The sequence below is a fragment of the Spirillospora sp. CA-142024 genome, from assembly GCF_050942325.1.
Lineage (GTDB): Bacteria > Actinomycetota > Actinomycetes > Streptosporangiales > Streptosporangiaceae > Spirillospora.
Genome location: NZ_CP192077.1, coordinates 9081865 through 9093955, shown reverse-complemented (window position 1 = coordinate 9093955; position 12091 = coordinate 9081865). Strand labels below are relative to the sequence as shown.

The window sequence follows — 12091 nt, the reverse complement described above, 5'->3', positions numbered from 1 at the left end:
CTTTCTACTCCGCTGTTGCGCGCTGGAGCCAGGCCAGGCCGATGCCGGGCTCACTGACGCCGCGTGATGCGGTCCGAACCAGCTGGCTGAGTGTGTCACGCAATCCGATCAGTGCGTCGTCCAAGGCCTCGTTGTCGAGGATGTCTTGGGCGCGGGCCTTGGCGATGTCTTCGATGCAAGCGCGCAAGGCGTCAGTGGCCTCATCGAGCTTTTCGGGCGCGGCCATCTTCCGCTGTGCTTGGCGGACATCACGCTCCGCCAGGCGGAGGCTTTCCCTGATCGATTTATTGGCCTCAGCGATGAGTGACGTCGTGCGGGCGGTCTCGGTCGGCGACAGTTTCGCCGCAGCGGCAGCCCGGGCCTTGGCTTTGAGGAGCTTGTCGGTGGTGGCCTTGGCGTCCTCGACCCTTGGGTCCTCAGGCGGCATGGTGATGCTCAGCCCCGGAATGCTGGCTCCTGCGGGCTCTGCAGTTCGGCGAGTCGGCTTGAGGTGGGGTGTCAACTCCGGCTTGAGGTACTTCTCATCGAAGTCGTCCACGAGCCAGATGTTGCGGATAGCTGTCTTGGGTGCGTCTATCAGCAGGGCTGCGAGGCTGGCCTCCCTGAGCCGCTTGGCAAGATCTGGATCTTCGGCCTGGATCTTTTTGTAACGGTCGTAAACCTCCTTGAGAGACTCCTGATGGCCCTCGAAGTCCATTCGCCGGAGGTGGACACCGGTGCCATCGTCCAGGTGAGTGCGGCTTCGTTCGATCGCTTCGTCAATGAGAGCCAGCGCCCACTGACCTGCCTCAATGGTCTTTTTCTTCTTGCGGAATGCGGCTGCGGTCTCCTCCAGCGACCGTCCCATGGCGATGAGCTCGCTGTGGGCAATTATCTCATTGATAAATGAGTACTCGCGCCGGAACGTCCTGCGGAGCTGAAGACTCAGCTCGACTGCATTGACGTCGTCCCAACCCCAGTCGTCAGGAAGAACTGCGACACGGATGTTGCGCTGTCCGATTTCCTGCAGGGCCGCACACCGAGTGTTGCCATCCACCACGATCCCGCTTGGCGTGATCAGGCCTGCTGTGTTTTGTGTATTGGCCTTGAGATCGTCCACCAGGGCCAAAAAGTCCGGGTCGCGGATGTCGGGATTATCTGGTTTGGCCTTCAGGAGGTCGCGGAGATAGGCCTGGCTTTGGGGACTCCACGGGTCCTCCGACAATGCTGCGTCGCGCGCTGGCTCATGGGCGCGCTGTGCCCGAATGCGATGCGTCTCGGGGTTGAAGTAGAGTGTATTGACCGGCATGTCGATGACAGGAAGATTTCGATCTCGGCCGCGCCACTCGACCCGGAAGGTCTCCGGAGTGCCGTCGCCGTTGCGCAGTGCGGCTAGCCGGGCCGCGACCAGCTCTTCGTTCTGTGTGGCGCCAGGGGGCGGAGTAGGGCTCATGCATCGTCTCCGGGAGGTGCGTGATATGTGCCACCATCATGGTAGATGCCACTGACACTCTGTACCCGGGAAAGTACTGACCTTGCGGATGGAGACAGCCGTGACCTTCCCTGACTGGAAAGACACCTCCGTGCGGCGAGGTACGAAGATCAAGATCGCCCTGTGGCTGCTGGGGGAGGTCGGTGAGGGCAACATCTTCACGAAGGCACAGCTTCGCGGAGCCTTCCCTGGTGTAGAGCAGGCTGATCGGCGCATGCGGGACCTCCGTGATCACGCATGGGTCATTCACACAAGCAAGGAGGACCCAGCTCTCGGCCCGAATGAGCTCCGTTTCGTAAGCGCAGGCGAAGAAGTCTGGAAGCCGGGCAAAGCTCGCCCGAAGGGCCCAGTGATCACCGCTAAGCAACGCGCTGCTGTGCTTGCTCGTGACGACTACATGTGCGTCATCTGCGGCATCGCAGGCGGAGATCCATACCCCGACGCTCCCCACCAGACTGCTCAGCTGTCGGTGTCTCGCCGCTCCAGTTGGCCTGGGGAGGAGCGCTATGTCACTGAATGCAAGCGTTGCCGGGCAGGAGACTCCGCAGGTTCGTCGCCCTCCCTTGAGGCGCTGCTCCAGGACATCAAGGCATTGGCAACTGACGACCGTGTCGAACTCGCCACTTGGGTCAGTGCAGGACGGCGGTCAGCCGCTCCAGTCGAAAGAGTCTGGTCGAGATACTGTCGTCTGTCGGCTGAAGATCGTGAGGAACTGGCTAGGCTGCTAGAGGACTCGGTCTGAGGTCCCTTGGGGCCGGGTTGCCGCTTTGCAATAGAGGGAAGGCGACCTGGCGAGGCGGTTTTATCCCGCTGCGTTTCCTTCCTCTGTTGGCTGGCACGTACGAGTCTCGGCAAAGCGGTGGCGGGCCGTGGCCAACCTCGTCCTGAGTATTCATCGAGGTAGTGGATGACCTCGATGACCTGGCCCACGCGTCCACGCTCAGCGATGGTCTGCTGTATTCCGGAGGCCAGGAGCTAAGGTTCCGGATCGGCGAATGACCGTGATCTCTGACACTGCATCTGGCTCGAGGGCTCGTGTTAGCCGGCGAGGGGCGGTGCTAGGTCTCGATAAGAGTTGCGCCGATGTAGACGATCGACGGGCGCGTCTGCACAAGCGAACTCCATCAAGCACTGTTCTACCTGCGGGAGTGACCGCCCTCGGACCCGCGGCGTGGCCGTGGGAGTCAGCAGCCTAGAGGTTTCAAGAGTTTGCGTGGTAGTGAACTGTCGTCAGCATCGGCTCATTTCCAGTCGAGACCGCTAGCCTTGATCTGACGCCTAAGATTCCGCCAACCTTGCGCTTCGAGAAAACGAGCTTGAGACCTTCCGAATCCTTAGAGTCCCGCACGGCTGCGTAACCTCGACGTTCACTAGTTCTACGCACTGATCGGTCGTCGCCCGGCTGCTCGTGCTCCTATTCCAAGCTGATCGGGTTGAGCTTCTGGAGTGCGACCGCGGCTGGCAACGTGGTGACGTTCACGCAGTTCTCACCGCTGGTGCTGTAGGAGGAGCGACGCCATGCGAGGCCAGGACCCCCAGCCATCCGTGATCTCCATGCAGCACGCTCGATACGTGCCACACCTAGGCGCTCAATCGCCATACTCGTGAAGAAGCTTTAAGGCATTCCGTAGTTTGCCTATGGCGTCCTGCGGTAGTGGATCAGGGTTGAAGTGCATAACGTCATTGCGTATATCGCGGAGTTCGTCGAGTCGTTTGATTACAGTTTTGCGGTCCAGCGGCCAGCCGAGCTTTTCCCACATGCCGGAATTTTCTAGCACTCGCTGATAGTCGCCCATGGACATGTCGTCAAAGGACTTGATTTGCCGCATGCCGTCGGGGTCGCAGAGTGCAGCTACTTCCTCGAAGCTGTAATTCTTTGCAATTACGCGCCGAAGCGCCTGATCGAGCTCCCCTATTAGAAAGAAGGGCGTGGCGAGCTCACCATATGCGTGGACAACATCGGTTGTAGTGACGATACCAGAGATTTTGTTCTTGTCGTCTCGGATGAAGACGAACTCGGACGCCTCTAATGTCCGCAGGATATCAATCAGCTCTGTGTCATAACGCGTTTCTTGGGCATCGATGATTGCGTCTGCGAAGCTCGCAGACGGGCTGGCATTGCGTGCTCGGGCGATGGATTTCCAGGTCACTGCTCCGCGCAGATTGTGAGGGCTTGCCATGATGGCGATCTGTGAATAATCGTTCAGAAGCATTAGAGTGATGGCCTGCTCGAAGGTCGCTCCAGGTTTCACTGAAACAACTCCTCCAAGTGCTGAGGGGAGATTGCCAACAGTTAGAACCATCTCTGTCTCATCGGAGTCGTCTGCCTCAGGAAGTGCAGAGTCAACCTTTGCTTCTCGCTCTGTATCCTCTTCCACTACGCCAACCAATTGGACAGTCGCATCGATTGTAACTTTGCGAAATACTGGATTTGTGCTCAGTCCATGGTTGGCAAGGTCGGCTTCGATGCGTTGGCTGATCCGATATCCGCGAGCGGCAGCGCCCCACCATGCGAGGAGATCCCGTATAGTGATTTCAATCGGCTCGCCCTTATCGGCTTTAGCGCGAGCCTCTTTGAGGAAATCATGCCTGCGCTGAGGGGCAGGGGTTTCGTTCTCTGCTTGGTCCCCTTCGGTTACAGAATGCGTTTCAGGTGACTGAGCGGCTACAGCATCGAGAAGTTCCTGACGAAGAGAGTCCAGTGAGCGGCCTGATGAGTCGACTACCCATGCGTGCCATCCATCAAGAGCCCGCACGCCAGCCGCAACTTCCGCCGCCCGTGACGGCGATCTAGAGGCTAGACCGTCACTGAGCGTTAGATGGCCGTCAGCGGTGACTTCGGCATAATGAGTCTCGCCAAGACGGATGCGGTCGAACCGCAGGCGGGTACCAACTTCGAGTTGGCCGCCCTTGATGAGGTCAAGGACTGTGACGCGCCGCCCATCCAGAAGGTATTGGGATCTTGAACTTTCGGACATCGTGAACCTCTTCACAATGCGGTGTGGCACTGGGAGATCAGTTAGCTCCGACGAGATGCTCGTGCACCAGCAATGCCGATTATGCATCCTACCTGTGTAGCGGTACAGCGTTTTGTCTACTTCGCAACGCAGCAGTCGCCGGGATAGGTCACGCAAACACTCGGGTCGAGTGACAACTGCAGCAGCCAGCCATGCGTCGTTGGGGCACGTCAAGAGGCAGATCGAATGTCGCAAGGAATCAACCACTACGCGGCGTCAGAGTGAACCCTTTTCATCCTGTGACTGCGGGCCGCTGATCACGACGTGATCGCGATGCGGTGGTTGGGGCCGTGACGTAGAGAGACCCCTGGTAGACGGGTTGATCACCACAATCACGTCGCCTGAACCAGAGGTCTCTGCGTGCTGTTACCGTGCCGCCCTGAATTTGTCGCGTTCAACGCTGAACTACCTCGCCGGGCTGATCCGCCGCCGGCGCAAGGCGATCGGGTCCAGGTGGCGGCTGCTCAACCCCGGGCAGCAGGCCCCGCTCGTCCTGGCCCACCTGCGCAAGGACGAGACGTTGACCGAGATCAGTGCGGGGTTCGGGGTTTCTGCGACCACCGCATGGCGGTATGTGGAGGAGGCCGTCATGCTGCTGTCGGCTCGCTCACCCAAACTGACGCAGGCGCTGCGGAAGGCCGCCAGGGACGGGCTGACCCATCTGGTGCTGGACGGGACGCTCATCCACACCGACCGGGTCGGGGCAGACCGCCCGTACTTCTCCGGCAAACACCGGGTGCACGGGATGAACGTGCAGGTGATCGCCGGCCCGGACGGGACGATCCTGTGGACCTCGGGGGCGCTGCCCGGCAAGGTCCACGACCTGACCGCCGCCCGCGTGTGGGGCATCCTGCGGGAACTGGAGAAGGCGGGCATCCTCACCTTGGCCGACAAGGCTTACCAGGGGGCCGAGGCCTCGGTGGTCACCACGCCCTACAAGGGCAAGGACAAGCCGGAGTCGCAGAAGCAGGCGAACCGGTCGCACGCCAAGCTCCGCGGGCCGGGCGAACGCGCGAACGCGCAGCTCAAGTCATGGCGGATCCTGCACAAGCTGCGGTGCAGCCCGGGCAAAGCCGGCCACATCGTCAAAGCCATCGCCGTCCTACAAAACCACCGCGTCACCCACGCCACCCGAGGATGAAATGGGCTCAGTGTTGGCGTAACGTTCCTCGCCTTGGGCTGCGTCTGTCGTGACGCCAACGACGACTGCTGTTCCCACCTCTGACCGTTGCTCGAGCTGAAAAGCTGCGTTGACCTTGCCTGCGGTGGCCGTGAACGCCAGCGGTAGTTCACGGCCACCGCAAGTTAGGTGGAGTTTGGCGGCGAGCAGCGTGTGAAGCTCTCGCACATGCTCCCATTTGCGCTGGCTGTGTGGCTTCTTGGACTGTTGGGTGTCAATGGATGCCACAGCGGGCGGTCGGCCGCGTAGGGCTGGGGACGTCCGGCTTGAGGTCAGGAGGCCGGTGTGACCAGGCCGCGGACGGCCGGATGGGGGTGCGTCTTTGCCCGTAGTAGGCATAGCCCTGCGGACTCGGGCTACGAGGAGATCTGTGGTCTTGCTTTGCGCTTCGGTGGCTGCGGACGCAATGGCGCTGGCTGGAGGACTGGGGGCGGCAGCGGTAATGGCGAGGCTTGGTCAAGAGGTGACGGCGCCGCAATCGTCCTCAGCGGATGGCTGAACCGTCACCGTAGCGGTGATCTCCAGCGCCGTCGTGGAGATCCGTAGGACTTCGGCGAGGCGGCGGAGGGCGGCGAAGCCGTCCAGAGGCTGTGCGCCAGTCTCCAGGCGAGAGCCGGCTGAGCGTGAGCAGTGGAGGCGGTCGGCGAGGTCGCCTGCGTCCAGCCGTGGGCGACGCTGGTCGAACGAGCGTGCCCAGTTTCTTCCCACGGTGGCCCGGTGGTCCGAAGAACGACTCCGTGGGAGGTAATGCCACCCCAACCCAGGTGCTAGGCACTGTCGTGGGTCGCTGCCACGTTAGGTCTGTTGCTGGTCCTTTGGGTGACGCGGAGCTATGTCCGTTTAAGGCGCTTGGACGCGGGTGGAGGGGCCGTGGATCTGAACATCTGGGCAGTGCGCAGGTTCGCTCAGTGCTGGTGAGGGACGGAACGGTGTCCTTGGGTGGAGGCAACGTTCGCGGACGAATGGCGGACAAAAGATCTTGAGGCCGGTCTCCTGAGTGGAGATCCGGCCTCTGACCTGGCGTTATGTGTCGGGGTGGCGGGATTTGAACCCACGACCTCTTCGTCCCGAACGAAGCGCGCTGCCAAGCTGCGCTACACCCCGGTGGTGGCTGCCCGGGAGGTCGTACGTTCTCCCGGCGCCTAGTCCACCTTAGCGGATGCCGGGGGGTGCTGCGTCCCTATTTACGGGCTGTGAAGCCGGTCACGGCGCCGGAGCGGGTGAGGTCTATGTCGGTCAGGCCGGCCGCTGTCAGCCAGGATTCCAGGTCGGTGATCGTGCCTGGGTTGCCGAAGCTGCCTTGGCGTTGGAGGACGCGGATCAGGGGGTCGCGGCCTGCGCCTCGGACGATGGTCGTGCCGCGGAGGGTGCCGCCTGGGCGTAGGACGCGGGCCAGTTCGCGGATGGCGGCGGCCGGGTCTGGGAGGCAGTGGAGGCCGTTGTAGGTGAGGCAGGCGTCGAAGGTGGAGGTGCCGAAGGGGAGGGCGTAGATGTCTGCCTGGAGGAGGGTGTTCGTCTTGCGGCGGGCCCGCTTGAGCATTGTGCCGGAGAGGTCGGCGGCTACGTGGCGGGGGTTGTTGTCGACGGCTATGCCGCCGCCGCAAGGGATGTCGAGGGTCAGGGCGGACGGGTCCTGGGCGGCGATCGACCGGTGGAGGTGGTCGATGTCGTAGTTCCAGAGGAGGCGCGCTGCTATGCGGGAGACGACGGGGCTCTGGACGGCTCGGTCGTAGTAGGTGGCCGAGAGGCGGTCGGTCTTCCAGTTCACCGGCGGGGCACGAGGGTCAGGAGGGACGCCTCGGGCGGGCAGCAGAAGCGGATGGGGGCCTTCGGGGACGTGCCGAGGCCCGCGGAGACGTGCAGCCACGAGCTGCGGTGCCGGTGGAGGCCCTTCACGCGGGGGCGGTCGATGCCGCAGTTGGTGGCCAGGGCGCCGTAGAAGGGGACGCATACCTGGCCGCCGTGGGTGTGGCCGGCGAGGAGGAGGTCGTAGCCGTCGGCGGTGAAGCGGTCGAGGTTGCGCGGTTCGGGCGAGTGCATGACGCCGAGGTGGACGTCGGCCTGGGGGTCGACCGGGCCGGCGATCTTGTCGTAGCGGTCGCGGCTGATGTGGGAGTCGTCGATGCCGCCGAACTCGATGTCCAGTTCGCCCACCTTGAGGCGGCCGATGCGGTTGTTGAGGTCGAGCCAGCCGGCGGCCTGGAGGGACGAGCCGAGCTCGCGGTACGGGAGGTCGGGTTCGCGGCGGCGGCGGTCGTAGTCGGACTTGCTCGTCCGCCAGATGTAGCGAAGGGGGTTCTTGAGGAGCGGGGAGTACAGGTCGTTGGAGCCGTAGACGAAGACGCCGGGACGGTCGAGGAGGGGGCCGAGGGCGTCCAGGAAGGGGCCGATGGCGTCGCGGTGGGAGATGGTGTCACCGGTGTTGACGACCAGGTCGGGTTCGAGGGCGTCCAGGGAGCGGACCCAGTGGATCAGGCGGGACCGGCCGGGCGTGAGGTGGGCGTCGGAGATGTGCAGGATCTTCACCGGGGGGCGGCCGGGCGGCAGCACCGGCACGTCGAAGCGGCGGAGGCGGAACCAGTTCCGCTCGATCACCGATGCGTACCCGAAGGTCGCGGCGCCCGCGCCCAGCAGTCCCAGGGGCACGGCGTAGATCTTTCGCACGGCTCTCCCTTCTGAGAGGTCCATGCTTTCAGAGATGTGCACCGCGCGGTAATCCTGATGAGGCAGAAGGTGCCGGAAGGGCATGATGTGAGCATGACCTTGAAGGAGAAGCTGGAGACCGATCTCTCGACCGCGATGAAGGCGCGCGACGAGGTGCGCACCCGCACCCTGCGGATGGCGCTGACGGCGGTGAAGACCGAGGAGGTCGCCGGCAAGCAGTCACGTGAGCTGTCCGACGACGACGTCGTCAAGGTGCTCACCCGGGAGGCGAAGAAGCGCCGCGAGGCCGCGACCGCGTTCGGTGACGCGGGACGCGAGGCGCAGGCGCAGGCCGAGCGGGACGAGGGCGCGGTGCTGGAGGAGTACCTTCCCGCGCAGCTGACCGACGAGGAGCTGACCGCGCTGGTGGCGGACGCCATCGCCGAGTCGGGCGCGGCGGGGCCGCGCGCGATGGGGCAGGTCATGAAGTCGGTGAACCCGAAGGTGGCCGGACGGGCCGAGGGCGGCCGCGTCGCCGCCGAGGTGAAGCGCCAGCTCGCACAGTGAGGCGGACGCAAAAGGGCCCGGCGTGAGCCGGGCCCTTTTCGCGTCAGTTGCCCCAGGGGGGCGTCTGGTTGTTCGGGCGCCCGTGCCCACCGTCGGGTTTCTTGCCGCTGCTCACGTACAGGATGACGGTGCTGCCGGGCGGGACCTCGGTGCCTGCGTCTGGTGAGGCGGACACGACCGTCCCCCTCGGCTGGTCGGAGTCGACGGACCCGGACGCGACCTTCACCTTCAGGTCGGCGCCCTTGAGCTTGGCGGTGGCGGCGGCGATCGTGTCGCCCTTCACCTCCGGGACGCGGGCGGTGTCGCCGAAGTCGCGGGACGGGGTCTGGAAGCCGGGCGCGGGCTTGCCGGACAGCGCGTTGCGCATGGACTGCTGCCACATCCCGCCGGGGATGTCCGCGCCGTAGACGCCGTAGACCTTGTACTGCCAGGGTCCGCGGAAGTCCCAGTAGGAGGTGGCGGCGGCGAGGTTCGGGGTGAAGCCGGCGAACACGGCGCAGGTGAACTCTTCACAGGTGCCGGTCTTGCCGGCGGCGGGACGGCCGATGCCGCGTCCGGCCGCGGTGCCCTGGGTCAGGACGCCCTGCAGGATCGAGTTGACCTTGTCGGCGACGGCCTGGTCGACGGCCTGGTGGCAGTCCTGCTTGGGCAGCTTGAGCTTCTTGCCCTCGGGGTCGACGACCTCCGTCACCGAGATGGGGGCGCAGTACTTGCCGCGGGCGGCGAACCCGGCGTACGCGGCGGCGAGGTGCACCATGTCGATGTCGTTGACGCCGAGGACCTGGGACGGGAGCGGCAGCAGCGGGTTGCCGTTGGCCTGCTTCATCCCGAACTTCTCGGCCATCTTGACGGCGTTGCAGACGCCGACGCGCTTCTCGAGGACGGCGTAGAAGGTGTTGACCGAGTGCCAGGTGCCGGTCTTGAGGTTGAAGTTGCCCTTCTCGCTGTCGCCGGCGTTGGACAGGGTCCAGGGGCCGCCGCCGAGCATGCCGTTGTCGACCTTCTTGCCCTGGTACATCCCGGTGTAGCGGCACGACTGGAAGCCGCCGACCGTGGTCGTCTGCGGTGAGTTGATCGTCGTGCTGACCGGAATGCCCTGGTCGAGGGCGGCGGCGAGGGTGAAGACCTTGAACGTCGAGCCCGCCGACACGCCGTTGCCGCCGCCGTGCCTGGAGTCGGCGGGAAGGTTGATCGTCGTCCGGCCCTTGCCGGGGCCGAACCGCTTGCTCAGCCCGATCGCGCGGACCTTGCCGGTGCCGGGCTCGACCATCGCCTCAGCGCCGACACGGTTGCCGCCGGGGGCGACGGTGCCGCGCAGCGCCCGGTCGACGGAGTGCTGGTCCTCCATGTCGAGCGTGGTGCGGATGGTGTAGCCGCCCCGGTTCAGCTTGTTGACGATGTTCTCCTGCTGCTTCGGCTTGAGTTCCCAGTACTTGCCGTCAGACAGGATGTTGAGCATGTCGTACTTCACGTACTCGCAGAAGTACGGCGCCTTGCTCGACTCGCAGCCGCCGACCGGGTCGGTGCGGTTCAGCTCGATCGGCTTGGCGGCCTCGGTGTCCGCCTGCGCCTTGCTGATGTGCCCGAGCTGCGCCATCCGGTAGAGGACGACGTCGCGCCGCTTGCGCGCGTCGATCGGGTTGCGGATGGGGTCGTAGGCGGTGGGGTTCTGGGTGATGCCGGCCAGCAGCGCGGCCTGGCCGAGCTTCAGTTTGTTCGCGGGGATGCTGAAGTACCGCTTGGACGCCGCCTGGACGCCGTACGCACCGGCGCTGAAGTAGGCGACGTTCATGTAGCCCTCAAGGATCTGGTCCTTGGTCATCCGCTGCTCGATGTCGAGGGCGTAGCGGAGTTCGCGGAGCTTGCGTCCGACCGTGGGGGCGGTGGCCTCGCGGTACTCCTGCTCCGTCTTGGCGCTGTCGACCAGGAGGTTCTTGACGTACTGCTGGGTGAGGGTGGAGCCGCCCTGCGTCGACTCGGACTCGACGTTGGACGCCATGGCGCGGATGGTGCCCTTGAGGTCGAGCGCGCCGTGCTCGTAGAACCGGGAGTCCTCGATGTCGACCATCGCCTGGCGCATGATGGGGGCGACCTGGTCGAGCCGGACGGACTCGCGGTACTTGTCGAAGAACGTGGCGACCTGCTTGCCGTTCCCGTCGTACATCACCGTCTTCTCGGACGGTGGTGTCGTCTTGAGCTGGCTGTCCATGTCCTCGAAGTTGTTCGCTGCGTCACGGGCGGTGAGCCCGGCGCTGCCGACCGCGGGCAGGGCGATCAGCGCGACGATGAGACCAGCCACCACGCCGGCCCCGAGGAGCCTGAAGAGTGTGGAGGCGGCCTTGACCCGATCCGTATTCGCAACGCGCACGGGGTCTAGGGTACGCGGGACGAGCAGTGCATTAGGGACAGGTCCCCCGCGCCCGTGCTTTCCGGGCCCGTTGATCAGGAAGTTCGTCCGTTATGCCCTCATGATGGCAACCTGCTCCGTGTCTGGCGCGTCAACTACAGGTAACTAGTCCGTTCCGGCGGTATGGCCCCGGTGGGCTATATCGAGAATGGGCCCATCGGGGGCTGTTGAAACGTCCCCCGCTTCCGTAAGTTCTTCCCCACGGCTTTCGTTTGGCGGCCTGACGTCCGCGCCCGTCCGGCCAAGGAGCGCAAATCGACACAGACCCTAGGGGAGTGGGGCCAAGATGTGGATCACGGATTGGACCGCCCGCGCCGCCTGCCGTAACGCGGATCCGGACGCCCTGTTCGTGCAGGGAGCGGCGCAGAACCGGGCCAAGATGATCTGCCGCGGTTGCCCGGTGCGTACAGAGTGTCTCGCCGACGCTCTCGACAACCGGATCGAGTTCGGCGTCTGGGGCGGTATGACCGAGCGTGAGCGCCGTGCGCTGCTGCGGCGGCGACCGGATGTGCGATCGTGGCGCGAGCTGCTGGAGACCGCGAAGGACGAGTACGAGCGGTCGGTCGAGGTTGACGACGAAGAAGAGGAACTCGTCGCCAGTTGACCCGATGGGGCCCAAGCGGCCCGTCCGGCAGAGGTACAGCACAGACCAATAAGAAGCGTGTCGCAGGCCCGTACCGCCTTTCCCGGTACGGGCCTCGGTCGCGTCCTGTGCGCCGCGGTCGATCGCCGCGCCGCCCGGACTCGGCGGCACGGCTGATCGTCGGTCTCGCCCGCCTTCCGCGGTGCGGCTGATCGGTTCGCGT

Annotated in this window: 10 protein-coding genes and 1 tRNA gene; 3 read left to right on the top strand and 8 right to left on the bottom strand. The window is 64.5% G+C overall.

The window, feature by feature from the left end:
• Nucleotides 1-4: 4 nt before the first annotated feature.
• The 3 genes from ACQPZP_RS43125 to ACQPZP_RS43115 all read right to left on the bottom strand — a co-directional run bounded on the left by ACQPZP_RS43125 (nt 5) and on the right by ACQPZP_RS43115 (nt 4449).
• The gene (locus tag ACQPZP_RS43125) at nt 5-1432 is read right to left on the bottom strand and encodes a hypothetical protein (RefSeq protein ID WP_433475380.1); all 1428 of its coding nucleotides are present in this window, start codon (nt 1430-1432) and stop codon (nt 5-7) included.
• Nucleotides 1433-2885: 1453 nt separating this feature from the next.
• Nucleotides 2886-3014: a DUF397 domain-containing protein gene (locus ACQPZP_RS43120; RefSeq protein WP_433475379.1), complete on the bottom strand. Its 129-nt coding sequence runs from the start codon at nt 3012-3014 to the stop codon at nt 2886-2888.
• A 46-nt stretch (nt 3015-3060) separates the two neighbouring features.
• Nucleotides 3061-4449, bottom strand: a complete 1389-nt coding sequence (locus ACQPZP_RS43115; RefSeq protein WP_433475378.1) for a hypothetical protein — start codon at nt 4447-4449, stop codon at nt 3061-3063.
• 370 nt (nt 4450-4819) lie between these two features.
• On the opposite strand from ACQPZP_RS43115, the gene ACQPZP_RS43110 reads away from it, so the two are divergent.
• Nucleotides 4820-5629, top strand: coding sequence for a transposase family protein (locus tag ACQPZP_RS43110; protein WP_433479770.1), 810 nt, complete (start codon nt 4820-4822; stop codon nt 5627-5629).
• Nucleotides 5630-6124: 495 nt separating this feature from the next.
• Here the strand turns inward: ACQPZP_RS43110 and ACQPZP_RS43105 are convergent, their stop codons facing one another.
• The 4 genes from ACQPZP_RS43105 to ACQPZP_RS43090 all read right to left on the bottom strand — a co-directional run bounded on the left by ACQPZP_RS43105 (nt 6125) and on the right by ACQPZP_RS43090 (nt 8332).
• Nucleotides 6125-6376 (bottom strand): helix-turn-helix domain-containing protein, encoded by a 252-nt coding sequence (locus tag ACQPZP_RS43105; RefSeq protein WP_433475377.1) that lies wholly within the window; start codon nt 6374-6376, stop codon nt 6125-6127.
• A 322-nt stretch (nt 6377-6698) separates the two neighbouring features.
• Nucleotides 6699-6772, bottom strand: a tRNA-Pro gene (locus tag ACQPZP_RS43100).
• A gap of 76 nt (nt 6773-6848) precedes the next feature.
• On the bottom strand, nt 6849-7436 hold the full coding sequence (locus ACQPZP_RS43095) for a class I SAM-dependent methyltransferase (RefSeq protein ID WP_433475376.1): 588 nt from the start codon (nt 7434-7436) through the stop codon (nt 6849-6851).
• Entirely contained in the window at nt 7433-8332 is a 900-nt protein-coding gene (locus tag ACQPZP_RS43090) for a metallophosphoesterase (RefSeq protein WP_433475375.1), read from the bottom strand. Before ACQPZP_RS43090 ends, ACQPZP_RS43095 begins: the two co-directional genes overlap by 4 nt.
• A gap of 93 nt (nt 8333-8425) precedes the next feature.
• Between ACQPZP_RS43090 and ACQPZP_RS43085 the strand changes: the two genes are divergently transcribed.
• Nucleotides 8426-8878 carry a GatB/YqeY domain-containing protein gene (locus ACQPZP_RS43085; protein ID WP_433475374.1) on the top strand — a complete coding sequence of 151 codons (453 nt, stop codon included), beginning with the start codon at nt 8426-8428 and terminating at the stop codon, nt 8876-8878.
• Between the two features lie 43 nt (nt 8879-8921).
• On the opposite strand, the gene ACQPZP_RS43080 is transcribed toward ACQPZP_RS43085, so the two are convergent.
• Entirely contained in the window at nt 8922-11246 is a 2325-nt protein-coding gene (locus ACQPZP_RS43080; RefSeq protein WP_433475373.1) for a penicillin-binding protein, read from the bottom strand.
• Nucleotides 11247-11571: 325 nt separating this feature from the next.
• On the opposite strand from ACQPZP_RS43080, the gene ACQPZP_RS43075 reads away from it, so the two are divergent.
• Entirely contained in the window at nt 11572-11889 is a 318-nt protein-coding gene (locus ACQPZP_RS43075) for a WhiB family transcriptional regulator (RefSeq protein WP_433465282.1), read from the top strand.
• Nucleotides 11890-12091 lie beyond the last annotated feature (202 nt).